Source organism: Pseudomonas sp. 21615526 (assembly GCF_013386245.1).
Taxonomy (GTDB): domain Bacteria; phylum Pseudomonadota; class Gammaproteobacteria; order Pseudomonadales; family Pseudomonadaceae; genus Aquipseudomonas.
In genome coordinates this window covers 1-23,373 of the sequence record NZ_JACAOM010000063.1, presented here as the reverse complement: position 1 = coordinate 23,373, position 23,373 = coordinate 1, and the positions used below count along the sequence as shown (strand labels likewise).

The following is a 23,373-nucleotide window of genomic DNA, read 5'->3' as shown; positions in this document are numbered from 1 at the left end:
AACACTTTGCCCGTCCGCACGCTTGACCTGCGGGCCTCTCACGGCAAATTGCCCGCCATAACAACACCCGTCGGATCGACATGGGCCCTCACTTCCAGGCGTATGCCTACCTGTCACAAAGCTCGTGCAGAGTGATCTGCGCGCATTACCCGCTTGCCAGGAGTCTTACGACATGAGGCCAGAAATCGCTGTGCTGGATATACAGGGTCAGTATCGGGTTTACACGGAGTTCTATCGCGCGGACGCAGCAGCCAAGACCATCATCCTGGTCAACGGCTCAATGGCCACCACTGCGTCTTTCGCCCAGACCGTGAAAAGCCTGCACCCGACGTTCAACGTGGTTTTGTATGACCAGCCCTACGCTGGCCGCTCCAAAATCCACAACCGCCACGAGCATATGCTGACGAAAGAAGTCGAGGGCCAGATCCTTCTGGAACTCATCGACCACTTCGCCGCCGAACACGTGCTGTCCTTTTCCTGGGGCGGCGCCGCGACCCTCGTCGCCCTCGCCCACCGCCCGCGCCGTGTGGAAAAGGCCGTGATCAGCTCGTTCTCCCCGGTGATCAACGCCCCGATGCGCGACTACCTGGAGCGCGGTGTCGACTACCTCGGCAACCTCGACCGCGACCGCGTGGGCCACCTGGTCAACAGCACCATCGGCAAACACCTGCCGTCGCTGTTCAAACGCTTCAATCACAAACACGTGAGCAGCCTGGCCGAGCACGAGTATGGGCAGATGCACTTTCACATCAGCCACGTGCTCAACAGCGACCGGCTGTGCTACCTCAAGGCCGCTAAGCAGATTGATATACCGGTGTTGTTCTTGAACGGCGAATGGGACGAGTACACCAGTGCCCAGGATGCCAAGCTGTTTGGGCAACATATTGCGAAAAGCAGCTTCGGCACGATTCAGGCAACCGGGCACTTTCTGGATATGGAGCACAAGGCCGCGTGCCGGGATAGCCGGGAGGCGTTGATGGGCTTTTTGAGACCGGAGCAGCAGCCAAGCCGGTTGCGGTACCACGCGTCACAGCCACAGCATGCGTTTGCCGTATGAGCGGTGGGGTTGTGGGCGGGCCGGATTTCCCAGGGGGGCCGCCTGCCCACGATCGACCGTTGGCACGTAAAACACAGAATTTTCGAAGAAAAACTTCAAATCCGCGAGCACATCTGGTACAAAGTCAGCCGCTCTGAGCGGGTATAGTTTAGTGGTAGAACGAAAGCTTCCCAAGCTTTAGATGAGGGTTCGATTCCCTCTACCCGCTCCACTCAGATTTTGCTCCTGCGTCAGGCTGGTTTTGACGGGGGATGTGTAAAAAAACCGGTCCTTGGTGACCGGTTTTTTTATGGGTGGGATTTGGTACAACGTGCAGCAATCATGCTGCTCTCATGTTCGCCGTGGCAGAGTTGCCAATATCAATTTCAAGGGATCAGGGATGAAGGCTTTCGTTATTACAGTCATGTTATTGATCACCGGCTGCGCCGCCAAAGTCGTTGAATACACGCCGGCCCCCATCACTGCGGAACAGGCAAGATCAATAATCGAGCAGGTCCTGATGGAGCAACCGCAAAAGACCAGGCCTGAGCAGGTATTTTTCACCGACGAGTACATCGGTTATGGCAACGGCATCGTCTCGTCCAGCAGCGGGTTTGCCAGTGCAGTACCGATTGGTAACGGGGCAATAGCTGCCGGAAGCTCGGTCACCTCGTCCAAGTCGGTACAAACCAGGATCTATTTCAACTCAATTGGTACCGCGACGCTTTACTCCAAGCGCGGCCGTTGGGTGGTGATTACCCGAAATCAGGCGGGTAGCACCATGAACTTTTCTCTGGTCGACACTCAGCAAAAAGCTGAGCGGTTTATTGATGCAATGATGTACTTCAAGAAATAACGGTACGGATCGGTCAAGGAGGGGAACTCCCCCCAAACTGTCCTATTTATCGATAACTAACATCCAGGGAGGTGTACGCAACAATAGCTGCCCCGCCGTCCTGCTCAGCGGTCTGGTTGTAATTCCCGGCCTTGAAATACAGATTGATGCCCTGCCAACCCGATGGCGGAATATCGAACTCCCGGCTGGCCTGCCTGCCATTCGCCGCAGCCGAAACCAGCAGCACCATGCCACCCTCGGAGCCCTTGACCTCAATCTTGTAATTCAGCTTGTCGTTAAGCTCGAGCCCCTTCAGCAATACTGTCCGTTGCTCCTTTTGCCCATAGCGCGTTTTGGTCCCGGCGATGATCGAGCCACCTTCCCAGCGAAGCTTCAGCAGCTCCGAACCTCCCGCCTTGTCGCCATGTATCTGGGCAAATATGATCGATTTTGTGCTTGGATTTTGCACCACGTAAAGCTCGCCGGACTGGGTGTTATCAAACACATCACCTGCGGTGAACTCTCTTTTTGCCCGCAGTTCAACCCGGGGATAGTGACTGTTGGGCGTCGCGTTAAGACCCGAGGGTGTGTTGAATACCAGCGCTCCTTCCGGCACACCTTGATGGCATCCCGATGAGCGATAACAGTTTGTGTAGAAATAGGCGTTCTGAAGATTTTCGCCTAGCGCTATTTCTTCTGGCTGACCTTGCGCATTGAAATCCTGAAGAACGTACGCACGGCTCAGGTTGGGCAGGTTGTCGCCTGGGGTTTTTGTGGCATCCAGGGCAAAGGCATTTCCACCGTTAAAAATCACTCCGATGGCCACTACCGACACCGCGATAACTCTAGCGCCAAACACTTTAAATGCGTGCATCACCGTCACCAATTATTCGTCAAAGCCCCAACTCCAACGCCAGCAGATCCGATAGCTGTTGCGGGTGTCGAATCAATGTAATGCGCCTTACTGCCGAAAGAGAAAAAAATATTGGAGGGCTGCCCTTCCCTTGGTATGTGCGGCCTGGAAGGGAAAGCCTTTTACAGAATCAAGAAACCCGATCCACTCGGTCCTGCACGGCTTCTACCAGTAAAAGCCCCAGTTCAATCATTTGCTGAATCGCCAAGGCCAGACTGCGATGCTTATCTGGCAGGTTATCGGCAAATTCGTTGGTCATTGCGCCAGCGCCGGCAATGGTTTCGTAAGCGTTGGCGAGCAATGCATCGGTGCCGATTTCGGGACGTACGCTGAAGATTCTTACGGGTGAGTTATACGAGTCAGTACACATCTGTTGATCCTCAAGAAGGACCACCACCCAGTACTACGGAGATAGGGTGGCAGCTGTACGCAGGTTAGTAGACCGGGAAGTTTCAGAACCGGCGCGCCCGAAGACGCCCTGCGCACAGCTACCATTAGGCACAGGCAATAAGATGCCTGACCGATAGAACAGCCGTACGCCAAAACTTCACCGGGCTACTAAACCCGACCGCTGATGGGCAGCGGCTGACGAACCTTAAAGAGGTTGCCCAAGGCGTACAACCGGGACGATTCTGATGGTTGTGTAGGCAATGGAGCAAGGTTCAAATATTCAGGCCAATCCGCGCTTCAGCCTTCAGTTCCCTCCAACTGCGCAAGATCCGCAAGCAACCCCGGCCCCACCGGTTCCCATCCCAACTTCTTGCGCGTGATCGCACTGGATGCAGGCATATCGTGAGCGGTAAACCTTGCCAACCAACCAAAAAACCCCTGAGCCTCTTGCGCCGAAATGGATTTAACCGGCAAACCAAGCCGCGTCCCCAACACCTCGGCAATCTCCCGTTGCGACACACCCTCCTCCGCCACCGCGTGATACCTCGTGCCCGGCTCGGCCTTTTCAATCGCCAGCCTGTAGAGCCGAGCCACATCCAGAATATGTGCCGCCGGCCAACGGTTTTTCCCGTCGGCGATGTAAGCGCAAACGCCCTTCTCGCGATACAACTCGATCACCGGGCTAACCAGCCCCTGCCTGACGGTGTCGTGTACTTGAGGCAAACGCATTACCGACACATTCACCCCCGTCGCGGCTACAGCGTTAGCCGCCTCTTCTGACGCCGCACGGGGAATTTGCGCTGAGGTAACCACCGCACCATCCTCCGTCGCCAACTGCCCCGGCACGGTGCTCGCAATTCCGACACCGGAGGTAATGATCAGCGGTCGATCCGACCCGGCAAGTGCCTCTCCCAGCGCCTGGATAACCCGGCGGTCGTCCTCGCAGTTCGCGACGAATTTCGAGAAGTCGTGATTGAACGCCAGGTGAATCACGCCATCCGCCTGGGCAACACCAGACTTGAGGCTTCCCAGGTCCTCAAGCGACCCACGATGTACCTGAGCCCCGGCGGCCTCCAGCGCTGCCACCTTGTCATCCGAGCGGCACAACCCCAGCACCTGATGGCCCGCCGCGATCAGTTCCTTGACGACAGCCGACCCGATAAATCCGCTGACACCCGTTATAAATATGCGCATGAACCGTATCTCCGTGTGTATTCAGAGACTAATCTGTGCGCTTGCCCTATACGGGTAAAGTAGTGAGGTTATCAGGGTATAGAGGCTAACAGGCTATGAGCGCAAACCAGTTGGGCAGCTATCTGAAAGACCGACGTACCCGGCTTGATCCGGCGGCATTCGGCTTCTCATCGGCACGACGGCGTACGCCAGGTTTGCGCCGCGAAGAGGTGGCCCAACGCGCGAACATCAGCCCCACCTGGTACACCTGGCTCGAACAGGGCCGTGGCGGCGCGCCGTCGGTGGAAGTGCTGGAGCGGATTGCCCATGCGCTGATGTTGACCGATATCGAACGCGAGCATCTGTTCCTGCTGGCCTTCGGACGCCCACCCGAAGTGCGCTACCAGCAAAACGAAACGGTGACGCCACGCCTGCAACGGGTACTGGATGCCTTGAACCCCAGCGCCGCGATCCTGCGTACGGCGACCTGGGATGTGGTGGCCTGGAACCAGGCGGCGACGGTGATGTTGATGGACTACGGATCCCAGGCGCCGGAACAGCGAAATATCCTGCGGTTCATGTTCCTTGATCCCAATTCCCGCGCGGCCCAATACGACTGGGAAAGCGTGGCGCGATTTGTGCTGGGGGCTTTCAGGATTGATACGGCGCGCTCAGGCGCGGCGGAGCAGGTGCAGCCGCTGGTGGATGAACTGTGTCGACGCAGCCCTGAATTTAAGGCGATGTGGAGCGAAAACGATGTTCAGGGCGCCCATGGTGATCGCATCAAGCGGATACGCCATTCGGTGTTGGGGCCGATCGAATTTGAGTATTCAGTGTTTGCGGTCGATGGGCGCAAGGATCTGAATATGGTGGTGTACAACCCGGCGACGCCGGAGGATGCGCAGCGGATCGCATCCTTGATGGATTAGGCGCCAGCAACTGCAAGAGACTTCGACACTGCAATCGCTCGCAACAAGAGACCATTTGAATCCTTAGCCTTACTCACATCATTCTCCTGCGCCTAACCGCGCCGCGCGCACGTGCTCATGCCTATTGCCAGCCAGTATCCATATGGATACAGTGAGAACCCGTGAACTATCATGTCCAGCAAACGCAGACCTTCATTACCTGGCATTCAGCAATACGTGATTTACGCGCAAAAATCGCCATCGCCCGGCGCATCGATCGCGCATCTGCTGGCAATCTGGGCGATATAAAGACGGTAGGCAACGGTGTCTCGGAAATGCGCGTAGATATCGATCTGGGTTATCGAGTGTATTTCACGCAGCGAGGAAGAACCGTCATCGTCTTGCTGGCCGGTGGCGACAAATCCTCACAAGACGCCGACATCCGGCGAGCAAAAAAACTGGCAAAGGAAGTTTGATCATGAGCCAAACACTGACGACATTTGATATGGCGGCACTGCTCGACAGTGATGAAGCCATCAGCGAATACCTTTCTCAAGTTCTGGCCGACGGCGATAACGAGGAGTTCCTCAGGGCCGTCGGGTACGTGGCCAAAGCTCGCGGGATGGCGCGGGTCGCGACCGATACCGGCATGGGCCGTGAGAGTCTGTACAAGGCATTTGCCCCTGGAGCAAAGCCCCGCTTCGAAACGGTACTCAAGGTGCTTCACGCACTGGGTATCGATCTGCAAGCACAGCCGGGGCATGTCGCCAATCATTCGATTATTTGAGTGAGCAGCCCCGCTGCACCACCCACGCCAACGGCAACGTCAGCAACAACATCCCCGCCAGCACCATCACCGCCACCGGCACGCCCATCGAGTCCCCCAGCCCGCCAAAAAGAACCGGCGCCAACGCGCCCCCGCCGATGGTGCCGGTGTAGAACACGGCAAACGCCTGCTCGCGTTTACCTGCGCCAGCGAGATCCGGCACCGCGCCGTACAGCACCGAAGAGGTGCCATTCAACGCCAGCCCCAACACCGGCAACATCACCATCAACCCGCTCAACGGCAGGTACACCGCCGCAACGATCAACACCGCCGTGCTGCTCTCCGTCAGCCACACGGTTTTCATCACGCCGATGCGTGCGCCGAGGTAGCCGCAGAGCAATTTGCCGAAGGCGCCGCCGATAAACAGCATGGTCAGCGCGAGACCGATGCCCGCAGTGCCGGCGCCTTTAGCTTGCAGAAGAAAGGGCAGAAACGTGAGAAAGCCCATGCGCACGGCACTGTCGAGTGTGCCCGTGACGATCAGCGCACGCAGGCCGCTGACGGAGCCGCTTCCTACCAGTGTCCTGGCGGTTTTCCCGGAAGTGGACGCCGCTGCCTGCGTTGGGATCAGCCACCACAGCAACCCCGCCGCAGCCAATCCCAGCACTCCAAGAAGCGTGACGCTCGCGCGCCAGCTGATGACGGTCAGCAACAGGCCGACCAGCCCGGGAACCAGGGTTTTGCCAATGTCCCCGGAGAAGTTGTATTGAGACAGCGCTTCCTTGACCCCACCACCGCTCTCGTAGGTGTCGGTGATCATCGAAGAAGCCAGCGGATGCTGGGTACTCGCCCCCAGCCCGCCCAACAGCAACGCCAGCAACAACATGCCCAACCCGGTCGCCTGCCCCACCAACAGATAGGCAACACCGGCAAGCGCCGTGCCGCCCACCAGCATCGGCGTGCGTCCCCAGCGTTTGGCGGCGCGACTGGCCATCAGCTGAAACACCGCCATCATCCCGGAATAGGCACCGCGCAGCAGGCCGACCTGGGCGTAGGTCATGCCGAACTGCGCTTGCCAGATCGGCAGCAGCACGTAGATCACATCGGTCAGGCCATCGTGAATCGCGTGGGCGCTGCAGCCGGCGATCAACGAGCGGCGACGGGCGGAAGTCTCGGGTACCGGCAGGGCAACGGCATCGTTCATGAGGTCTTGCTCAGTTCAGGTTGGAGGGGCTTCCAGCCCGCCAGGGCGATCAGCAACGACAGTAGCTGGAAACCGATGATCAGCGCCACACACCCCACCCAACCCCAACGCCCCCAGATCAGCGCCGGGACGATGGCGCCGAAGCTGCCGCCCAGGTAATAGCAGGTGAGGTACAGGCCCACGGCGCCGGCCTTGTTGTGGCGGGCGGTGGCAGTGGTAAAGGCGCTGGCCGCGGCCTGGGCGAGGAACACGCCCGTGGAGCTAAGGGCCAGGCCCAGCACGATGCACCACAGGGATGGCAGCAAGGTCAGGCCCGAGCCACAAACGCCAAGCACCGCAGCCGCCGTCAGCAGTTCGGATTGCGGGCGGGATTTGCTCAGGCGCCCGGCAACGGGAATGACCACCAGGGCCAGCAGGAACACCATATAGATCGTGCCCAGCGCCGCCGGGCCAAGGTCGAACGGGGCTTGGCTGAGGTAAAGGCCAGCGTAGGTAAACGTCGCCACTTGGGAGAACAGCACGCAAAATCCTACGGCGTAGGCTGCCAGCAGCGGCGTGCCGAGCACGTCGGCCCAGGTGGTTGAAGGTCGTGCGACTCGGGGCGGATTGCCCGGCAGCAGGAACTGGATAAATCCGCCCACCATCAGGCTCAACACTGCCAACAGTTCAAAGGCTTCGCGCCAGCCGACGTACTCGGTCATCACGCCGGTGACGAAGCGCCCGGCAAACCCGCCGAGCACGGTGCCGGCCACATAGAGGCTGGTGACTTCGGTGACGGTGCCGCCGCGCCAGCGATCACCGATGTAGGCCACGCTGGTGGCGAACACCACGGGGATCAGCATGCCTTCGATAAAGCGCCACACCAGCAGTTCGGCAAAGCTGCTGGCATAGGCAGTCATCAGCGCCGGCAACGCCAGCAACAGCGCAGCCGCCGAGATCACCGTGCGTTGCTCAAAACGCCCGGTCAGGCGGCTGACAAAGGGCGCGGTCAGCGCTACCGCCAAGGTGGTGACGGTAATGCTCCAACCGGCCGCCCTGGCGCTCACTTCAAAGTTGGCGGCAAGGGTCTGCAAAATGCTCTGGGTGGCGTAGAGGTTGAGAAACGCCGCGCAGCCACACAGGAACAGGGCAAGACGGGCACAATGCAGGCGCGGTTTCATGAAACCTCTCGTTTTATTATCTGAGGCCTTTATAGAATGACCCGCACACCCGAGACCAATACCGATTTCGAACCGATCAATACCCTGGGGCCAGGATGCTCGACCTACGCAAGCTGCGTTACTTTCTGACCGTCGCCGAAGAATTGCACTTCGGCCGAGCGGCCATTCGCCTGCACTTGGCCCAGCCGCCGTTGACCCGGCAGATTTCCGCGCTGGAGACTGAGCTGGGATTTCGCCTGTTCGACCGCACCAGTCGCACGGTTTCGCTCACTCCCCAGGGGCGCGCGTTCCTGCCCTACGCACGGGCGGTGCTGGAGCAGGTCGACCTCGCTGAAGTCATCGCGGGCAAATTGGCGGCGGGTGCCGCCGGGCAAATGGCGCTGGGTTACGTCAGTTCGATAGCCCTATCGGACTTGTTCAGCCAGGCGATTCAAGCCTTCGCCCAACGCTTTCCCGATGTGCAACTGACGCTGGTGGAATGCGCCTCCGGCAGCCTGGGCGCACAGGTGGCTGATGGCCGCCTGGATATCGGCCTGAGCCGGTTACTGCCCCAGGACGGTCAGACTGAGGTGCAAGCGTTGTCGTTGGGTGAGGAGCGGCTGGTGGCGGCGGTGTCCAGCGACAGCCCGTTGGCCAACCAGGCCGAGGTCAGCCTGGCGCAGTTGAGTGGGTACCCGTTGATTCTGTTCCCAGCCGATTATGGCTCGGGGCTTAACCAGTCCATTGAGCAGCTTTATCGGCACAAAGGTTTGCCACTGAGGGCCGGGCCGTCGGGACGGCAAATTACCTCGATCATTGCACTGGTGGCGGCGGGACAAGGTGTGGCGCTGGTGCCGGAATGTACGCAGAGTTTGATGAACAAGGGCGTGACGTATCGGCCGTTGGTGGACGCGGAAGCGTATGCACGGCTGCTCGTTCTTACGCGCAGCGGCGCAAGCAGCTTGATGGTCACGGCATTTCTCACGGTAATTGATGAGTTGCTGCAGGCTCGTCAGAAAGCCTGATTGTTCTCTCGAAAAACCTCGCAATACCTCCGCCGGGCACCGTCCCCATGCGCTCATACACTACATACGCGCCCTACAGAAACACCGGTCATCGACCGCTGGTAGGTAGAGTGTTGATAATTTATTTTCAGTGGTTATAGTCTCCACCAACACACACCACAAGGAGGTGCTGTGGACAGCCGATATTTGATAGGTCACATCGTTGCGGATGGCTGGTATCTGGTGCGAATCAGAGGCAGCCATCATCATTTCAAGCACCCGACAAAGCCGGGGCTCGTGACGATTCCCCATCCTAAAAAGGACCTGCTGGACAAGACCGCAAAGAGCATTTTGAAACAAGCTCTGCTCAGCTAACACGTTCGTGGAGGACAACAAACATGCTGTACCCAATCGCAATTTCAACCGGTGACGAGGACCATGCCTGGGGTGTGGAAGTCCCGGACATTCCCGGTTGCTTCTCAGCTGGAGATGATCTGGACGACGCCATGGCCATGGCTCGCGAAGCGATCGAAGGCCACTTCGAGATCCTCGCAGAAGACGGTGCGCCCATTCCTACAGCACAGAAAGTCACCCTCCATGCCGCCAACCCGCAATATGCCGGCTGTACTTGGGCGGTGGTGGATATTGATGTGACCAAGTACCTGGGCAAGGCACAGAAACTCAATATCACGTTGCCCGGCTATCTGCTGAACCGCATTGACGAATACGTCCTGCATCATCCGGAAGAAAAAAGCCGTTCGGGCTTTCTTGCGTCTGCTGCCCTCAAGGTATTGCAACAAGACCGGTAACAGCACTTCAAGGAACCGCGCAATGCTCCCTCCCTCAGACCGCACGCCCAGCCCCGTACTGCGCAAGGTACTGGGCTGGGTACTGATCGCTCCTCTGCTGCTCTCGTTCCTCAGGCTGCCCTTTGCGCTGGGACTCGTGTTGGTGCTGGCGTCCATCACCGCCTCCGTTTATGGCGCCCGGTTTGCCCAACTGCATGCCAGTCGGCGTGTAACCGTATTTGCCGTGATCATCACGCTGCTCAACATCGCTTCATTTTTTGTCATTGGCACGGCATCGGTACTCAAGGCGCTGTACTGGTTCTCGTGGTTTTATTGGTATCCGTATTACGCCGATTGGGTTTACTGGAACTTCTAAGTCGTTCGCGAATTCGACCGCAAGAAACGTAGTTCCACCCTGGGCCGGCCTATCTACAGTAGAGCCATACCCACTCAAGGAGCCCGACCATGTCCTACGAATACAAATACATGCCCTCCCCCGTCGGCCAACTGACCCTCGTGGCCCGTGACGGAAAACTCACCGCCATCCTCTGGGAAAAAGAGCGGCCCAATCGCGTTCGCCTGGGTGCCCTGCAAGAAGCCAGCAACAGCCCGGTACTGCTGGAGACCGAGCGACAGTTGAAGGAGTACTTCGCCGGTGCCCGCAATCGTTTCGAGCTGGAACTGGACTTCGCCGGCACCGACTTCCAGAAGAAAGTCTGGCAGGCGCTGTTGACCATCCCGTTCGGAGAGACCCGCAGCTACAGCCAGATCGCTGCGCAGATAGGCAACCCCAAGGCCGTGCGTGCCGTCGGCGCCGCCAACGGGCGCAATCCGATTTCGATTGTTGCGCCGTGCCATCGGGTGATCGGTGCGTCGGGTGGCTTGACCGGGTTCGCCGGCGGGCTTGAGGCCAAGCAGTATCTGCTGGCGCTGGAGGATCACGGCTGACCCCCAGCAGGAAAACGTACAACTTTGTTCAGATCCTCAATTGTAAAAAGAAATTTCAGAGCGCGCCTGCGGTCAGTATTTTCATCACCCACCCTTATAGGAAAACGGTCATGAAATTCTCCGCCATCTCACAATCCCTGTCCCGCTGGGCAGGCAGCGCCCGCACGTTCTACGCGGCGGTGGGATTGATCCTCCTGTGGAGTCTGAGCGGGCCCTATTTCCACTACAACGACACGTGGCAGCTGATCATCAACACCTCCACCACCATCATCACCTTCCTGATGGTGTTCCTGATCCAGAACACGCAAAACCGCGACAACGACATTTTGCATATCAAGATTGACGAGTTGCTGCGCGCCACCAAGGATGCACAAAACGCCGTATTGAGCCTGGACGGCCTGGACCGCAAGGAACTGGAGAAACTGCGCAAGGAATACAAGACCATCGGCGACAGTGAAACCATCACTGTGACGACCCTGGTTACCGAAACAACGGATGACAATGGCCGGTCCAAGACGGACCTGAACCAGGCATAAAAAAACGGCGGCTGGATCACTCCAGCCACCGTTTTTCATGGGGTACTCAAGGCAATCAACCGTCGCCCTGGTGACCCTTACCGTACGTCGACGCCAGCGCCCGGGCTTTCTCCAGGCGCTCTTCCAACTTGGGCAAGGTCTCATCCACCAAAGCCTTTATTTCCGGGATATCGGACTCGGCGCCCTCCTGCTTGAACAAGGCGATCGCGTCTTCGTTGGCCTTGATCTGCTGGGCGGTGTAGGCGGCGTCAAAGGAGTCGCCGTCCTTGAGCTCGGGCATCAGCGATTCGGCCTTGTCGACAATCTTGTCCCGTGGGGCCACCGGCAAGTCGAGCTTCTTGGCGATGGCCGCCAGGTGCTGATTGGCCAGGGTGCGTTCATTGATGACTTCGATGGTGTAGTCCTTGATCTCCTGGGACGAAGTCTTGGCGTGTGCCATGCGGCTGGTCTCGATATCGGCCATGCCCTTGGCCGAAGCCTGCTCGATGAAATCGGCAGGCGACTGGGCGAAAGCATTGCTGGCGCCGAGGCCCAGCAGCATCGCGAAACTGGCGGTGCGTAACCGGATAGCCATGCGGCTCATGATGGGTTCCTCCAGGTAATAAACAGGTGCAGGGAAACGAGCCCCGCTCTGAATCTGAATTTTCAGGGCGGCAAAGGTTTAGAAAAAACTTGTTAGTGCGACGAACGGTCGTCAGGGCTTACTGAGGAGCAGTCCTGACGAACGGGACACAAAGATGCAACGGTGACAATGTAGTATGTTGTATTACACATCACTACATCGAGGCACTTATGTCGGTCATGTCATTACGTCTACCTGAAGACATCTCCGAAACACTCGCCAGCCTTGCCAAGGCCACCGGGCGCAGCAAATCGTTCCTCGCCGTCGATGCGTTACGCGAATACCTGACGCGTGAAGCATGGCAAATCGAGGAAATTCAAAAGGCGTTGAAAGAAGCCGATGCGGGTGACTTTGCAACTGCCGCCGAAGTAGACGCAGTGGCAAACAAATGGCGTGCCAATGCGCGTTGAGTGGCTGAAGGCAGCACTCAAAAATCTTGATGATGAAGCAGCTTTCATCGCCCAGGAAAACCCCAAAGCGGCTTATGAGTTTGTTCAGGCCATCCGGACGGGGCTTGAGCATGTTGCTGAGTTTCCGGCGATGGGTCGAGAAGGACGCGTTCCTGGTACACGTGAGTGGGTGATGCCACGCTGGCCCTATCTCGTGCCATATCGTATTCGCGAGGGACGGTTACAGGTTCTTCGAATATTTCACACACGGCGCCAACCACCGAACAGTTGGTAACGCCGATCAACCCTGTATCACAACCTGCACCTGCCCATTCAACCACTGCAACGCCGCGTCCCCACCCCGCCGCGAATGCCACGCCAGCACAAACGCAAACGACGGAATGTGAAACGGCGGCGGCACCGCCAACAACTGTTCGTGATCAATGTTCAGCAGCCCGCGAGACGACACGGTAAGAATCAGGTCCGTGCCCTGGATCAACTGCGGCGCAACACCCCAATGAGGCAAGCTGATAGACACGTGCCGGCGCTCACGAATCGCCGTCAGCGCCCGTTCGATTTCCGGGGTGCCGCTGCCACGCATTTCCAGCAATACGTGGGGCCGCGCCAGATAGGTGGGCAGGTCGAGTACACCGCTTGCCGGCAGGCTGTCACGGTCCACCAGGCACACGTAATGCTCTTCAAACAGCGGCGTGCTGCGCAGTTCGGCAGGCATGTCGGGAAACACCCCGGCCGCCAGGTCGATATCGCCATTGAGCACACCGTCAAGCATGCCTTCGCGACTGGCCTGGATAATCTGCAAATCAATCCCCGGCGCTTCCCGGCGCAAGGTGCGCACCAGTCCCGGCAAGAAAATCGCCGCACTGTAGTCCGACATGGCGACCCGGAAGGTGCGCTTGGCCGACGCCGGATCAAAACGATTGGGCTCCAGCAGCGCCTGTACCTGGGCCAGCGCTTCCGCCAGCGGCATGGCCAGTTCCAGAGCACGAGCAGTGGGCACCAGCGAGCTGCCCTGGCGCACCAGCAACGCGTCTCCGAGCAAATCCCGCAACCGCGCCAGCGCGTGGCTCACCGCCGGCTGGCTCAGGTGCAGGCGCTCGGCGGCACGGGTCACGTGTTGCTCGCTGAGCAAGGCATCAAGGATCACCAGCAGGTTAAGGTCGATGCGTCGTAGATCATTCATCAGCTGCATGTTCTGCATAAGAACTTGGAATTTAAATTTGCGCGACGAATAGCCTAGAGTCCAGCAAAACCTCTGGGAGTTGATCATGACGACGTTGCATTGGGTAGGTTTGTTGCTGTTGGCCGCGTTCGCCGGGGCAGTGGTGCCGTTTCAAAGCGCGATCAACGCCAACCTGGGACGCGGCCTGGGGCATCCGCTGTGGGCCACCCTGGCCTCGCTGCTGGTGAGCATCATCGTGCTGCTGCCGGTGATCCTGGCCCTGCGCCTGCCGCTGCCCAACCTGGGTTTTATCACCAAGGCGCCGCTGTGGATGTGGAGCGGCGGCGCGTTCGGCGTGTGCTTCATTTCGCTGGCGTTGATCCTGATGCCCAAGCTCGGCGCCTCGGGGTTTATCGCCCTGGCGATGGCCGGGCAAATCGTCGCCTCGTTGATGCTGGACCACTTTGGCTTGTTCGGGCTGGTGGAGCGCCAATTGACCGCGCCCCGGTTGATCGGGGCGCTGATGTTGATTGGCGGTGTGGCCCTGATTCAATTCAGTGCCGCACCCACCCGCTCGCTGGTGACCGCCGGCTGATCAGCGCTTGTCGAGGGTGCGCAGCTTCTGAGGCAAGCCCCACAGCAACAGCGCCGCCGCCAGCAACGCACACACGCCGATGACATACAGCGCCGGCGTGGTGCTGCCAGTGAGGTCCTTGATCCGGCCGACCATCACCGGGCTGACGATGCCGCCGAACTGGCCCAACGTGTTGATCACCGCGATCCCGCCAGCAGCGCCCGCGCCGGCACCGGCCAACAACTTCGGCGGCAGCGTCCAGAACGTCGGGATCGAAGCGATGATCCCCGCGCCCAGCAAGCTCAGGGCGACGATCAGGAACGTGGTGTGATCGGCAAAGATCCCGGCACAGAAGAACCCCACCGCCCCCAGCGCCACCAGGCCGCTGACGAACTTGCGACGTTCGCCGGTGGCGTCGGACAAGCGTCCGATCACCACCATGCTGATGGCGCCGCAGACGTAGGGAATCGCCGTCAGCAAGCCGATCATCACCGGGCTCTGGGTGCCGGCGCTGCGGATCAGTTGCGGCGCCCAGAAGTTCAACCCGTAGGACGCCACCTGGATCAGGAAGTAGATAAAACCCAGCATCAGGAAGCCTGGGATACGCAATGCTGCCAGCAATGAGCCGCCGCTCTTGTGGGGTTCATGCACGGCAATGCGACTGGCCAGCAACGTCTTCTCCGACGGGGTCAGCCAGTGGGCATCCTCGATACGATCCTTGAGCAGCTTGAGCACCAGGAACCCCAGGCCCACACAGGGCAAGCCACCGAGCAAGAACAACCAGTGCCAGCCGCGCATTTGCAGCACACCGTCGAGGTGTTCCAGCACCAGCCCGGAGAACGGCGCGCCCACCAGCCCGGCAAACGCCGACGCCAGGAACAGCATCGAGGTGATACGCCCACGGTAGTGCTGCGGGAACCACAACGTCAGGTAATACAGCACGCCCGGGGCAAACCCGGCCTCCATCGCACCGATGATGAAACGCAGGCCGTAGAACTGCCATTCGGCCGTGACGAACACCATAGCGGCCGTCGCCAGCCCCCACGACATCATGATGCGAGCGATCCAGCGGCGGGCGCCGACCTTGTACAGCATCATGTTGCTCGGCACTTCAAAGATCACATAGCCCACCACAAACAGCCCGGCGCCGAGACCATAGGCGGTGTCACTCAGGCTCAGATCGGCCTGTAGCTGGAACTTGGCGAAGCTGATGTTGATGCGGTCAAAAAACGCGAACAGATAGCAGACCATGATCAGCGGCATCAGGCGCCAGGCGACCTTGCTGACCAGGGCTTTTTCGGCATCGTGTTCAGCGGCCGGGCGCACGCCGGCCTCCAACGTATTAAGGCTCATCGATTCTCTCCAGCGGACTGCTCGCAGGCGTCCGATTGTTTTTGTTGTCTGGTTACGGCTTACAAGGTGGCGATGTAGGCCGGTGGCGGATGCAGGTCGCAATTGCGCCCGGCCTTGGCCACCTGGCCCGGCAATTCGTGGCCCAGCAAGGCTGGCAATTGCCGCGACATTTTCAGCAGGTGCGGCAGGTCGATGCCGGTGTGGATCCCGACTTCATCACACAGGTTGACCAGGTCTTCAGTGCAGATATTGCCCGACGCGCCGGGCGCAAACGGGCAACCGCCGAGGCCGCCCAATGCCGCATCAAACCGTCGCGCACCGGCCTCGTAGGCGGCCAGCACATTGCACAAACCCAGGCCGCGAGTGTTGTGGAAATGCAGGGTCAGGTCGCTCGCCGGAACACATTCGAGCACACGCTTGACCAGGCGCTCGACCTGACGCGGATTGGCCATGCCGGTGGTGTCGGCCAGGCTGATGCCCTGGATGCCCAGCTCGCGGTAGGCGTCGACCAATTGCAGCACGCGGTCCTCATCGATCTTGCCCTCGAACGGGCAGCCGAAGGTGGTCGCGATGCTGCCGTTGAGGCGCACCGGGTGCTCGGCAGCAAAGCTCACGATATCGCCGAATGCGGCCAACGAAGCCTCGCAACGCATGCGCATATTCGCCAGGTTGTGGGTCTGGCTGGCGGACATCACCAGGTTCAACTCATCGGCCCGGGACTCGATAGCACGCTGGGCGCCCTTGAGGTTGGGGATCAACGCCACGTAGATAACCCCGGGGCGACGAGTGATGCCCTGGAACACCTGCTCACCATCGCGCAACGCGGGAATGGCCTTGGGCGACACGAACGAGCCGGCTTCGATCCGGGAAAACCCGGCCATGGACAGTTGGTCTATCAACACGATCTTGTCGACAGTCTCGACCCAGGTCGGCTCGATTTGCAGGCCGTCACGGGGCGAGACTTCCTGCACGACCAGGGCATCGGAATAGTTTTTCATTGCACCACTCCCGAGGATTTCAGGCGCTGAATATCGGCGCCGCTCAGGCCCAGGTCGCCGAGGATTGAATCAGTGTGCTGGCCCAGGCTCGGGCCCTGCCAATTCACCGCGCCGGGGGTTTCCGACAGTTTGGGCACGATACCGGGCATCTTCACCGTGAGGCCGCCGGGCAGGTCGGCGCTGAGCAGCATGTCGCGGGCCTGGTAGTGCGGATCGGCGACGATATCGGCCACTGAATAGATGCGCCCCGCCGGTACTTCGGCGGCTTCCAGGGCACTGAGCACCTGGTCGATGGGCAGGCTGCTGGTCCAGTGGGTGATGGCGGCGTCCAGCAGGCCGCTTTTCGCGGCGCGGCCATCGTTGTGGGCAAACTCCGGCGCTTCGGCCAGGTCGGCGCGGCCGATGGCGAGCATCAGGCGCTTGTAGATCGGGTCGCTGTTGCCGGCGATCACCACATAGGCGCCGTCGGCGGTCAGGTAGGTGTTGGACGGTGCAATGCCGGGCAAGGCGCCGCCACTGCGTTCACGCACATGGCCAAGCATGTCGTATTCCGGCACCAGGCTTTCCATCAGATTGAACACGCTTTCGGCCAGGGACACGTCGACAATCTGGCCGTCGCCCTGGCCGGTCTTGACCCGCAGCAGCGACATCAGCGCGCCGATCACACCGTGCAGCGACGCCAGGGAATCACCGAGGCTCACGCCGACCCGCGCCGGTGGTGAATCCGGGTTGCCGGTGGTGTAGCGAATCCCGCCCATGGCCTCGCCGATGGCACCGAAGCCCGGGCGGTCGCGGTAAGGGCCGGTCTGGCCGTAGCCGGAGATGCGCACCAGGGTCAGCTTGGGGTTGAGGGCGTGCAGCACGTCCCAGCCCAGGCCGAGTTTTTCCAGGCCGCCGGGGCGCAGGTTTTCGATCAGCACGTCGGCATCGCCCAGCAATTGCTTGACCAGGTCCAGGCCTTCTGCCGACTTGAGGTCCAGGGCCAGGGACTTTTTGTTACGCGATTGCAGGTACCACCACAGCGACGTGCCTTCGTGCAGCTTTCGCCATTTGCGAAGCGGATCGCCCTGCCCCATGGCTTCGATCTTGATCACCTCGGCGCCAAACTCGGCCATCAGCCGGGCGGCGAAGGGCGCGGCAATCAGGGTGCCGATCTCGATCACCTTGATACCGCTCAGGGGAGCCGTCATGGGGTGTACCTCTTGTTCTTGGAATGTGGGGCCAAGGCTAGAGGACGCAGGCAGTAGAAATCCAACCGTCAGTTGGCAACGAGCGTTCGCCAAATGCGAACGCTTGAGTAAGGACTGGTTGTGGCGAGGGAGCTTGCTCCCGCTGGAGTGCGTAGCGCTCCCGGCTTTTTTGGGGCTGCTACGCAGCCCAGCGGGAGCAAGCTCCCTCGCCACAGCAAGGGCCCTCGCCACAGGGTTTGCTTACGCCTGCTCCCGCCGCAGGTAATCGAACAACAACCGGCTCACCGGCGACAGCTGCGCCTCGTCACGCACCACCAGGATCAGGCTGCGGTCCGACCAGGCATCCGTCAGCGGCACCGCGTGCAAGCCCAACGCCCGGCCAAACAGTTCATAGGCTTTTTGCGGCAGGATGCCGATGCCCATGTTGGCCTGGACCATCCGGCACATGGCATCGAAGCCCGGCACATGGATCCGCAAGCGCAGCACCTTGCCCGCCTCCCGCGCCGCCGCATGGGTGCGCATGTTGATCGAACTGGCGGAATGCAGCCCCACGTAGTCGCTGTCCAGCGTCTCGGCGAACGTCAGGGTCTTGCGCGACGCCAACGGGTAATCCGCCGGCATCAGCACCACCAGTTTGTCCCGGCGATAGGTCACACCGGGCAGGCCTTTGGTATCGGTGTCGCTGGAACAGATGCCCAGGTCCGCAACGCCGTCAATCACACCCTGGACCACGCCATTGCTGGGCCGCTCTTCCAGGTCGGCCTTCACCTGTGGATGCAGCGCGGAAAAGTCGCGCAAGTCTTCGGGCAGGAACTGAATGATTGCCGAGAGGTTCGCCAGCATCCGCACATAACCGCGCACGCCGTGACTGTGTTCGCCCAGCTCCAGGCCCATCTTCTCGACATTGAACAGCATCTGCCGTGCATGGTGCAGCAAGGTCTCGCCGGCAGCCGTGAGCTGCATGCCCTTGGCCTGGCGCACAAACAGGCTGACGCCCAGCACCTGTTCCAGCTCCATCAAGCGCTTGCTGGCCGCCGAGACCGCGATAGCTTCACGGGCGGCGGCGCGGGTCAGCGTGCCTTCCTCATGCACTGCCACAAACAATTGCAGGGTGATCAGGTCAAGGCGGCGAACCAGGCTTTTGTGCAGCATCTAGGCGCGCTCGGTGGCCAGGCGATTGATATCGGCCTGCTCCACCACCGGCAGAGGTGCACCGTGCCGGACGGCCGAGAGCATTGCGCGGCCAACGGTTTCCGTGCTCACCACCCAGGCCGGTCGCACATGGCGCAGCAGCGACAACAACGGGCCGACCACGGTGTAGATGGACTGGTAGAGCGGGGTTTTCGAGCGCACGCCGTGCAACGGCTGGATCACCCCGGGACGGAACAGGTACACCGCCTTGAACGGCAGGCGCAGCAACGCATTCTCGGTCTTGCCCTTGATCCGTGCCCACATGGTTTTGCCGGTTTCGCTGCTGTCGGTACCGGCGCCGGACACGTAGATAAAGGTCATCTGCGGGTTGAGCCGCGCCAGGGTGCTGGCGGCCACCAGCGTCAAGTCGTAGCTCAAATGGGTGTACTTGGCTTCATCCATGCCCACCGAAGAAACGCCCAGGCAAAAGAAGCAGGCATCGAAACCTTGCAGCAGATGCTCCAGGGGCTGGAAATCGAACATGTCGGCATGCAGCACTTGATGCAGCTTGCCGTGTTCCTGGGTCAGCGCGGTACGGCCGACGGCGACGACTTCCTGCACGTCACTGGCCAGCAGGCACTCGCGCAACACGCCTTGGCCGACCATGCCGGTGGCGCCGAATAATAGAACTCTCATAAGGTTGGTTCCTAAGCGACAAGCGGTTAGCTTCAGGCTGCAAGGTAGAGACAAACCCACTGGCAACTTGTAGCTTGCGGCTTGCAGCTTACTGCTCAACAGGATCTTTTGCCCCTTGAAAAGCACCACGACCCTCGCCATTGCCTGCAGCGCGGCCTTTTTGTCCCAGGTTGGCATCAGCAGTTATCTGCCCGCCGTGCCGGCGATTGCCTTGTCATTGACCGCTGCAGAGGACCAGGTGGCACTGGCCCTGGCGGTGTACTTGATCGGCATGGCGTTGCCGATGCTGCTCTGGGGCAGCCTCGGTGAGCGCCTGGGTAGAAAGCCGGTGTTGCTGGCAGCGTTGGCGTTGTATGCGCTGGCCAGTGCGGCGATTCCGTCCGCCTACAGCCTCGAATCGTTCCTAGGCCTGCGCCTGGTCCAAGGCCTCGGTGCGGGCGGTGTGTCGGTGATGGCGCGGGTGCTGGTTCGTGACAGTTTCAGCGGTGCCCTGTTGGCCAAAGGTTTGTCGTGGCTGGGGATGACGTTCGTGATCGCCCTGGGCATCGGGCAGTTTGTGGGCTCGCTGTTGCAAGTGGCGTTTGGTTGGGAGGCGATCTTTTATGGGCTGGCGGTCGCGGCTGTCGGCTTGATGATTGCGCTGCAACGGGTGGTGTTTGCAACACTGGAAAAAGCCGCCGGGCACGTCTCGGCCTGGCGCATCTACGGCACGATCCTGCGTCATCCGGCGTTCCTGCGGCCTGCGTTGGCGGGCGGTTTGGGTTACGGGGTGATCATCGCGTTCAACACCTGCGCACCGTTGATTTTGCAGGGCCATTTCGAGTGGAGCGCGGCGCAATATGGCTGGCTCGGCTGGCCGATCAGCGGGGCGTATCTGGCGGGGGCGTTGATGGTCAATCGCCTGGTAGCCCGCACCGGGCGCCTGTCGATGATGAGTTGGGGCGTGGCGTTGGTGATGTGCGGCAGCGCGACGATGTTGCTGGGCAGCCTGTTTGCCAATGGGCTGGCGATCCTGCTGTGGCTGCCGTATTGCCTGGCGGTGTTCGGCCAATCGATGAGTTATCCCATCAGCCTGTCGCTGGCCAATGATGAATCACCGGTGAGCGGCTCCTACGCCATGGCCTTGAGCGGCTTTATGCATCAGTTGATGGCGGCGGCGATCGGTGGCGTGGCCAGCCTGCTGGCGAGTCAGCAGGCCTGGCCGTTGGCGGTGTTATGCGTGGCGCTGGCGGGCGGCGCACTGCTGTGCGTCGCCATGGCCAGGACTGATCAGAACGCGCTGCGGAAGATCTCTTCAATCTGACGCTGATCCGCCCGCCGTGGGTTGGTCAGGCCGCAGGCGTCCTTCAGGGCGTTGGACGCCAGCAGCGGGATGTCCTGCAACTTGGCGCCCAGCTCCCGCAACCCGGCAGGAATTTCCACATCCTGGGACAGGCTGCGAATCGCCGCGATGGCCGCCTGGGCGCCCTCTTCCACCGACGTACCCTTGATATCTGCGCCAAGGGCCCGTGCCACATGGCTCAGGCGCTCGGCGCTGACGCTGGCGTTGAAGCTTTGCACATGGGGCAACAGCACCGCATTGCACACGCCGTGGGGCAAGTCATACAGCCCACCCAACTGGTGCGCCATGGCGTGCACGAACCCCAGGGACGCGTTGTTGAAGGCCATGCCGGCAAGGAACTGCGCGTAGGCCATGTTCTCCCGGGCGGCCAGGTCTTTACCGTCGCGCACCGCAATCCGCAGGTTGGCGCTGATCAGTTCGATGGCCTTGATCGCACAGGCGTCGGTGATCGGGTTGGCAGCCGTGGACACGTAGGCTTCGATTGCGTGGGTGAGTGCGTCCATGCCGGTGGCGGCAGTCAGGCCCTTGGGCATGCCGACCATCAGCGCCGGGTCGTTGACCGACAGCAGCGGCGTGACGTTACGGTCGACGATGGCCATTTTCACGTGGCGGGTTTCGTCGGTGATGATGCAGAAGCGGGTCATTTCGCTGGCCGTGCCGGCGGTGGTGTTGATGGCTACCAGCGGCAGTTGCGGTTTGGCCGACTGATCGACGCCTTCGTAGTCACCGATGTGCCCGCCGTTGGTCGCACACAGGGCAATGCCCTTGGCACAGTCATGGGGTGAGCCACCGCCCAGTGACACCACGAAATCACAGGCGCTCTGCTGCAGCAGTGCCAGGCCTTTTTCGACGTTATCGACGTTCGGGTTGGGCTTGGCGCCGTCATAGATCACCGAGTCGATGTCTTGCATCGCAAGCTTCTCGGCGATCATGCTGGCCACACCTGCCTTGGCCATCCCGGCGTCAGTGACGATCAGCGCCTTGCGAAAACCGTAGTTGCGAATCGCGGTCATGGCTTCGTCGAGGCAGTCGAGGCCCATGATGTTGACGGCGGGAATGAAGAAGGTGCTGCTCATGGTGGCTAATCCTTTAAAGTCGTTATGCCTACAGCATCGACCTCGATTGCCTGCGGCATCTTGACCAGGATCAACGCCCGCTCGTGATAAAGTCACCGCCCAGCCGATTTCGAGTAGACCCGCCGCAATGAAGGATTCCCAGGATTTTGATGCCCACCTAGAAGACTGGAACGCCTTGCGCAGCAGTACCGCCATCAGCGGGATCCTGATCGGCAACGGCGCCAGCCGCGCAGTGTGGGAAGACTTTGCCTACGACTCGCTGTTCGAAAACGCCCGCACCGTGGAGGAAAAACCCCTGAGCCAGTCCGAACTCAGCGTGTTTGACGCGATGCAGACCCGCAGCTTCGAGCAGGTGCTGGGTGCACTGAAAACCACCAGCCGTGTCAACAAGGCCCTGGCGGTCAGCTCGGCTGCGCCGCGTAATCGCTATTACGCGATCAAGGAAGCGCTGATCAATACGATCCACAGCGTGCATATTCCGTGGCGCCTGGTGAAGCCGTCGACACTGGCGACCCTCCATCAGGAGCTGGCGAGTTACCCGACGGTGTTCACCAGCAATTACGACCTGCTCAACTACTGGGCGATCCTGCATGCGCCGGGCATCGATGATCTGTTTCGCAGTGCCGATGCGAGCTTTGACCTGCGCAATACTGCCTGCGACACCACGCGCATTTTGTATCTGCATGGTGGCCTGCACCTGGTGCGTAACCTTGATGGTACGGCGCGTAAATTGCCGACCACTGACAGCACGTTGCTCAGCAGTTTTGCGATCAACAACACGATCAAGACGCTGGATGATGTGCCGTTGTTTGTCAGCGAGGGCAAGGTTGAGGAGAAGCTGAAGACCATTCGCAGTTCTGACTATTTGTCGTTCTGTTATGAGCAGTTGTTGGGCCATGAAGGTGGGCTATGCATCTTTGGGCATCACCTCGGCGCGCAGGATGTGCATCTGGTGCAGGCGATTCGACAGGCGAAGATCAGCACGTTGGCGATTTCGGTGTTTGGCCGCAGTGCGGGGTTTATCCAGCAGCAGAAGCGGCGTTTTGCGGAGCTGTTTGAGGGGATGGAGGTGGAGTTGCGGTTTTTTGATGCGCGTAGTCATGCGCTTGGGAATTCGGGGCTTTCGGTGCCCGTGGAGCGGTGATGGTAGTTGGGGTGAGGTGAGGTGGTGTGGGGTGGGGT

General features: G+C 60.3%; 29 protein-coding genes and 1 tRNA gene. 17 read left to right on the top strand and 13 right to left on the bottom strand.

The window, feature by feature from the left end; genetic code table 11:
* The first annotated feature begins 172 nt into the window (after nucleotides 1-172).
* The 3 genes from HX786_RS17965 to HX786_RS17955 all read left to right on the top strand — a co-directional run bounded on the left by HX786_RS17965 (nucleotide 173) and on the right by HX786_RS17955 (nucleotide 1,892).
* Nucleotides 173-1,057 (top strand): alpha/beta fold hydrolase, encoded by an 885-nt coding sequence (locus tag HX786_RS17965; RefSeq protein ID WP_003212046.1) that lies wholly within the window; start codon nucleotides 173-175, stop codon nucleotides 1,055-1,057.
* Nucleotides 1,058-1,194: 137 nt separating this feature from the next.
* Nucleotides 1,195-1,268 (top strand) — tRNA-Gly (locus HX786_RS17960).
* Between the two features lie 168 nt (nucleotides 1,269-1,436).
* On the top strand, nucleotides 1,437-1,892 hold the full coding sequence (locus HX786_RS17955; protein ID WP_177068322.1) for a hypothetical protein: 456 nt from the start codon (nucleotides 1,437-1,439) through the stop codon (nucleotides 1,890-1,892).
* Between the two features lie 46 nt (nucleotides 1,893-1,938).
* Here HX786_RS17955 and HX786_RS17950 read toward each other — a convergent pair whose 3' ends face one another.
* From HX786_RS17950 to HX786_RS17940, 3 genes are all read right to left on the bottom strand, one after another.
* A complete protein-coding gene (locus HX786_RS17950) occupies nucleotides 1,939-2,745 on the bottom strand; it encodes a polysaccharide lyase family 7 protein (RefSeq protein WP_178912449.1) in 807 nt (268 codons plus the stop codon).
* Between the two features lie 169 nt (nucleotides 2,746-2,914).
* The gene (locus HX786_RS17945; protein ID WP_003212057.1) at nucleotides 2,915-3,154 is read right to left on the bottom strand and encodes a DUF6124 family protein; all 240 of its coding nucleotides are present in this window, start codon (nucleotides 3,152-3,154) and stop codon (nucleotides 2,915-2,917) included.
* A gap of 317 nt (nucleotides 3,155-3,471) precedes the next feature.
* The gene (locus HX786_RS17940; protein WP_178912413.1) at nucleotides 3,472-4,368 is read right to left on the bottom strand and encodes an SDR family oxidoreductase; all 897 of its coding nucleotides are present in this window, start codon (nucleotides 4,366-4,368) and stop codon (nucleotides 3,472-3,474) included.
* Between the two features lie 95 nt (nucleotides 4,369-4,463).
* Between HX786_RS17940 and HX786_RS17935 the strand changes: the two genes are divergently transcribed.
* The 3 genes from HX786_RS17935 (at nucleotide 4,464) to HX786_RS17925 (ending at nucleotide 6,042) form a co-directional block, all read left to right on the top strand.
* Nucleotides 4,464-5,276 (top strand): helix-turn-helix transcriptional regulator, encoded by an 813-nt coding sequence (locus HX786_RS17935; protein WP_008437810.1) that lies wholly within the window; start codon nucleotides 4,464-4,466, stop codon nucleotides 5,274-5,276.
* Nucleotides 5,277-5,437: 161 nt separating this feature from the next.
* The gene (locus tag HX786_RS17930; RefSeq protein ID WP_178912412.1) at nucleotides 5,438-5,731 is read left to right on the top strand and encodes a type II toxin-antitoxin system RelE/ParE family toxin; all 294 of its coding nucleotides are present in this window, start codon (nucleotides 5,438-5,440) and stop codon (nucleotides 5,729-5,731) included.
* Between the two features lie 2 nt (nucleotides 5,732-5,733).
* Nucleotides 5,734-6,042 (top strand): addiction module antidote protein, encoded by a 309-nt coding sequence (locus HX786_RS17925; protein WP_003212064.1) that lies wholly within the window; start codon nucleotides 5,734-5,736, stop codon nucleotides 6,040-6,042.
* Here HX786_RS17925 and HX786_RS17920 read toward each other — a convergent pair.
* On the bottom strand, nucleotides 6,035-7,225 hold the full coding sequence (locus tag HX786_RS17920) for an MFS transporter (protein ID WP_178912411.1): 1,191 nt from the start codon (nucleotides 7,223-7,225) through the stop codon (nucleotides 6,035-6,037). The two genes, HX786_RS17925 and HX786_RS17920, sit on opposite strands and share 8 nt — an antisense overlap.
* A complete protein-coding gene (locus HX786_RS17915) occupies nucleotides 7,222-8,385 on the bottom strand; it encodes an MFS transporter (RefSeq protein ID WP_178912410.1) in 1,164 nt (387 codons plus the stop codon). The genes HX786_RS17920 and HX786_RS17915 overlap by 4 nt, the downstream gene beginning before the upstream one ends.
* A 95-nt stretch (nucleotides 8,386-8,480) precedes the next feature.
* On the opposite strand from HX786_RS17915, the gene HX786_RS17910 reads away from it, so the two are divergent.
* The 6 genes from HX786_RS17910 (at nucleotide 8,481) to HX786_RS17885 (ending at nucleotide 11,640) form a co-directional block, all read left to right on the top strand.
* The gene (locus HX786_RS17910; RefSeq protein ID WP_102604152.1) at nucleotides 8,481-9,389 is read left to right on the top strand and encodes a LysR family transcriptional regulator; all 909 of its coding nucleotides are present in this window, start codon (nucleotides 8,481-8,483) and stop codon (nucleotides 9,387-9,389) included.
* A 171-nt stretch (nucleotides 9,390-9,560) separates the two neighbouring features.
* The gene (locus HX786_RS17905; protein ID WP_003189411.1) at nucleotides 9,561-9,743 is read left to right on the top strand and encodes a type II toxin-antitoxin system HicA family toxin; all 183 of its coding nucleotides are present in this window, start codon (nucleotides 9,561-9,563) and stop codon (nucleotides 9,741-9,743) included.
* A gap of 23 nt (nucleotides 9,744-9,766) precedes the next feature.
* Nucleotides 9,767-10,177, top strand: a complete 411-nt coding sequence (locus tag HX786_RS17900; RefSeq protein WP_003212074.1) for a type II toxin-antitoxin system HicB family antitoxin — start codon at nucleotides 9,767-9,769, stop codon at nucleotides 10,175-10,177.
* Between the two features lie 22 nt (nucleotides 10,178-10,199).
* Entirely contained in the window at nucleotides 10,200-10,532 is a 333-nt protein-coding gene (locus HX786_RS17895) for a hypothetical protein (RefSeq protein WP_178912409.1), read from the top strand.
* Between the two features lie 89 nt (nucleotides 10,533-10,621).
* Complete coding sequence (locus HX786_RS17890) at nucleotides 10,622-11,104, top strand: methylated-DNA--[protein]-cysteine S-methyltransferase (protein ID WP_003212078.1); 483 nt, start codon at nucleotides 10,622-10,624, stop codon at nucleotides 11,102-11,104.
* Between the two features lie 110 nt (nucleotides 11,105-11,214).
* Nucleotides 11,215-11,640 (top strand): low affinity iron permease family protein, encoded by a 426-nt coding sequence (locus HX786_RS17885; protein WP_003212079.1) that lies wholly within the window; start codon nucleotides 11,215-11,217, stop codon nucleotides 11,638-11,640.
* A 55-nt stretch (nucleotides 11,641-11,695) separates the two neighbouring features.
* Here the strand turns inward: HX786_RS17885 and HX786_RS17880 are convergent, their stop codons facing one another.
* Nucleotides 11,696-12,223: a DUF4142 domain-containing protein gene (locus HX786_RS17880; protein WP_003212082.1), complete on the bottom strand. Its 528-nt coding sequence runs from the start codon at nucleotides 12,221-12,223 to the stop codon at nucleotides 11,696-11,698.
* 209 nt (nucleotides 12,224-12,432) lie between these two features.
* Between HX786_RS17880 and HX786_RS17875 the strand changes: the two genes are divergently transcribed.
* Together HX786_RS17875 and HX786_RS17870 are read left to right on the top strand one after the other, a co-directional pair.
* Nucleotides 12,433-12,672, top strand: a complete 240-nt coding sequence (locus tag HX786_RS17875; RefSeq protein WP_008437804.1) for a CopG family ribbon-helix-helix protein — start codon at nucleotides 12,433-12,435, stop codon at nucleotides 12,670-12,672.
* On the top strand, nucleotides 12,662-12,946 hold the full coding sequence (locus HX786_RS17870) for a type II toxin-antitoxin system RelE/ParE family toxin (protein ID WP_008437803.1): 285 nt from the start codon (nucleotides 12,662-12,664) through the stop codon (nucleotides 12,944-12,946). The genes HX786_RS17875 and HX786_RS17870 overlap by 11 nt, the downstream gene beginning before the upstream one ends.
* Before the next feature lie 6 nt (nucleotides 12,947-12,952).
* Here the strand turns inward: HX786_RS17870 and HX786_RS17865 are convergent, their stop codons facing one another.
* A complete protein-coding gene (locus tag HX786_RS17865) occupies nucleotides 12,953-13,870 on the bottom strand; it encodes a LysR family transcriptional regulator (protein ID WP_008437802.1) in 918 nt (305 codons plus the stop codon).
* Between the two features lie 67 nt (nucleotides 13,871-13,937).
* Here HX786_RS17865 and HX786_RS17860 point away from each other — a divergent pair, with 67 nt between their 5' ends.
* Nucleotides 13,938-14,426, top strand: coding sequence for a DMT family transporter (locus HX786_RS17860; RefSeq protein ID WP_003212086.1), 489 nt, complete (start codon nucleotides 13,938-13,940; stop codon nucleotides 14,424-14,426).
* Here the strand turns inward: HX786_RS17860 and HX786_RS17855 are convergent, their stop codons facing one another.
* From HX786_RS17855 to HX786_RS17835, 5 genes are all read right to left on the bottom strand, one after another.
* Nucleotides 14,427-15,758, bottom strand: a complete 1,332-nt coding sequence (locus HX786_RS17855; RefSeq protein WP_008437801.1) for an MFS transporter — start codon at nucleotides 15,756-15,758, stop codon at nucleotides 14,427-14,429. It lies immediately after the preceding gene.
* A gap of 59 nt (nucleotides 15,759-15,817) precedes the next feature.
* Nucleotides 15,818-16,756, bottom strand: a complete 939-nt coding sequence (locus HX786_RS17850; protein WP_178912408.1) for a hydroxymethylglutaryl-CoA lyase — start codon at nucleotides 16,754-16,756, stop codon at nucleotides 15,818-15,820.
* Nucleotides 16,753-17,946, bottom strand: a complete 1,194-nt coding sequence (locus HX786_RS17845) for a CaiB/BaiF CoA-transferase family protein (protein ID WP_087692626.1) — start codon at nucleotides 17,944-17,946, stop codon at nucleotides 16,753-16,755. The genes HX786_RS17850 and HX786_RS17845 overlap by 4 nt, the downstream gene beginning before the upstream one ends.
* A gap of 240 nt (nucleotides 17,947-18,186) precedes the next feature.
* On the bottom strand, nucleotides 18,187-19,098 hold the full coding sequence (locus tag HX786_RS17840; RefSeq protein WP_003212094.1) for a LysR family transcriptional regulator: 912 nt from the start codon (nucleotides 19,096-19,098) through the stop codon (nucleotides 18,187-18,189).
* Entirely contained in the window at nucleotides 19,099-19,773 is a 675-nt protein-coding gene (locus HX786_RS17835) for an NAD(P)H-binding protein (RefSeq protein WP_102604145.1), read from the bottom strand.
* A gap of 115 nt (nucleotides 19,774-19,888) precedes the next feature.
* Here HX786_RS17835 and HX786_RS17830 point away from each other — a divergent pair, with 115 nt between their 5' ends.
* The gene (locus HX786_RS17830) at nucleotides 19,889-21,076 is read left to right on the top strand and encodes an MFS transporter (RefSeq protein ID WP_178912407.1); all 1,188 of its coding nucleotides are present in this window, start codon (nucleotides 19,889-19,891) and stop codon (nucleotides 21,074-21,076) included.
* On the opposite strand, the gene yiaY is transcribed toward HX786_RS17830, so the two are convergent.
* Nucleotides 21,043-22,191, bottom strand: a complete 1,149-nt coding sequence (gene yiaY / locus HX786_RS17825; protein ID WP_003212101.1) for an L-threonine dehydrogenase — start codon at nucleotides 22,189-22,191, stop codon at nucleotides 21,043-21,045. The two genes, HX786_RS17830 and yiaY, sit on opposite strands and share 34 nt — an antisense overlap.
* A gap of 127 nt (nucleotides 22,192-22,318) precedes the next feature.
* Between yiaY and HX786_RS17820 the strand changes: the two genes are divergently transcribed.
* Nucleotides 22,319-23,335 (top strand): DUF4917 family protein, encoded by a 1,017-nt coding sequence (locus tag HX786_RS17820; protein ID WP_003212103.1) that lies wholly within the window; start codon nucleotides 22,319-22,321, stop codon nucleotides 23,333-23,335.
* The last annotated feature ends 38 nt before the right edge of the window (nucleotides 23,336-23,373 follow it).

Bases quoted from the DNA above. Each gene is read 5' to 3' on its own strand.
- HX786_RS17820 (WP_003212103.1), top strand. From the start codon at position 22,319: ATGAAGGATTCCCAGGATTTTGATGCCCACCTAGAAGACTGGAACGCC.
- HX786_RS17865 (WP_008437802.1), bottom strand. From the start codon at position 13,870: ATGCAGAACATGCAGCTGATGAATGATCTACGACGCATCGACCTTAAC.
- HX786_RS17850 (WP_178912408.1), bottom strand. From the start codon at position 16,756: ATGAAAAACTATTCCGATGCCCTGGTCGTGCAGGAAGTCTCGCCCCGT.
- HX786_RS17910 (WP_102604152.1), top strand. From the start codon at position 8,481: ATGCTCGACCTACGCAAGCTGCGTTACTTTCTGACCGTCGCCGAAGAA.
- HX786_RS17840 (WP_003212094.1), bottom strand. From the start codon at position 19,098: ATGCTGCACAAAAGCCTGGTTCGCCGCCTTGACCTGATCACCCTGCAA.
- HX786_RS17920 (WP_178912411.1), bottom strand. From the start codon at position 7,225: ATGAACGATGCCGTTGCCCTGCCGGTACCCGAGACTTCCGCCCGTCGC.
- HX786_RS17890 (WP_003212078.1), top strand. From the start codon at position 10,622: ATGTCCTACGAATACAAATACATGCCCTCCCCCGTCGGCCAACTGACC.
- HX786_RS17885 (WP_003212079.1), top strand. From the start codon at position 11,215: ATGAAATTCTCCGCCATCTCACAATCCCTGTCCCGCTGGGCAGGCAGC.
- HX786_RS17855 (WP_008437801.1), bottom strand. From the start codon at position 15,758: ATGAGCCTTAATACGTTGGAGGCCGGCGTGCGCCCGGCCGCTGAACAC.
- HX786_RS17965 (WP_003212046.1), top strand. From the start codon at position 173: ATGAGGCCAGAAATCGCTGTGCTGGATATACAGGGTCAGTATCGGGTT.
- HX786_RS17940 (WP_178912413.1), bottom strand. From the start codon at position 4,368: ATGCGCATATTTATAACGGGTGTCAGCGGATTTATCGGGTCGGCTGTC.
- HX786_RS17895 (WP_178912409.1), top strand. From the start codon at position 10,200: ATGCTCCCTCCCTCAGACCGCACGCCCAGCCCCGTACTGCGCAAGGTA.
- HX786_RS17950 (WP_178912449.1), bottom strand. From the start codon at position 2,745: ATGCACGCATTTAAAGTGTTTGGCGCTAGAGTTATCGCGGTGTCGGTA.
- HX786_RS17925 (WP_003212064.1), top strand. From the start codon at position 5,734: ATGAGCCAAACACTGACGACATTTGATATGGCGGCACTGCTCGACAGT.
- HX786_RS17945 (WP_003212057.1), bottom strand. From the start codon at position 3,154: ATGTGTACTGACTCGTATAACTCACCCGTAAGAATCTTCAGCGTACGT.
- HX786_RS17835 (WP_102604145.1), bottom strand. From the start codon at position 19,773: ATGAGAGTTCTATTATTCGGCGCCACCGGCATGGTCGGCCAAGGCGTG.
- HX786_RS17845 (WP_087692626.1), bottom strand. From the start codon at position 17,946: ATGACGGCTCCCCTGAGCGGTATCAAGGTGATCGAGATCGGCACCCTG.
- HX786_RS17875 (WP_008437804.1), top strand. From the start codon at position 12,433: ATGTCGGTCATGTCATTACGTCTACCTGAAGACATCTCCGAAACACTC.
- HX786_RS17880 (WP_003212082.1), bottom strand. From the start codon at position 12,223: ATGAGCCGCATGGCTATCCGGTTACGCACCGCCAGTTTCGCGATGCTG.
- HX786_RS17870 (WP_008437803.1), top strand. From the start codon at position 12,662: ATGCGCGTTGAGTGGCTGAAGGCAGCACTCAAAAATCTTGATGATGAA.
- HX786_RS17955 (WP_177068322.1), top strand. From the start codon at position 1,437: ATGAAGGCTTTCGTTATTACAGTCATGTTATTGATCACCGGCTGCGCC.
- HX786_RS17860 (WP_003212086.1), top strand. From the start codon at position 13,938: ATGACGACGTTGCATTGGGTAGGTTTGTTGCTGTTGGCCGCGTTCGCC.
- HX786_RS17900 (WP_003212074.1), top strand. From the start codon at position 9,767: ATGCTGTACCCAATCGCAATTTCAACCGGTGACGAGGACCATGCCTGG.
- HX786_RS17935 (WP_008437810.1), top strand. From the start codon at position 4,464: ATGAGCGCAAACCAGTTGGGCAGCTATCTGAAAGACCGACGTACCCGG.
- HX786_RS17915 (WP_178912410.1), bottom strand. From the start codon at position 8,385: ATGAAACCGCGCCTGCATTGTGCCCGTCTTGCCCTGTTCCTGTGTGGC.
- yiaY (WP_003212101.1), bottom strand. From the start codon at position 22,191: ATGAGCAGCACCTTCTTCATTCCCGCCGTCAACATCATGGGCCTCGAC.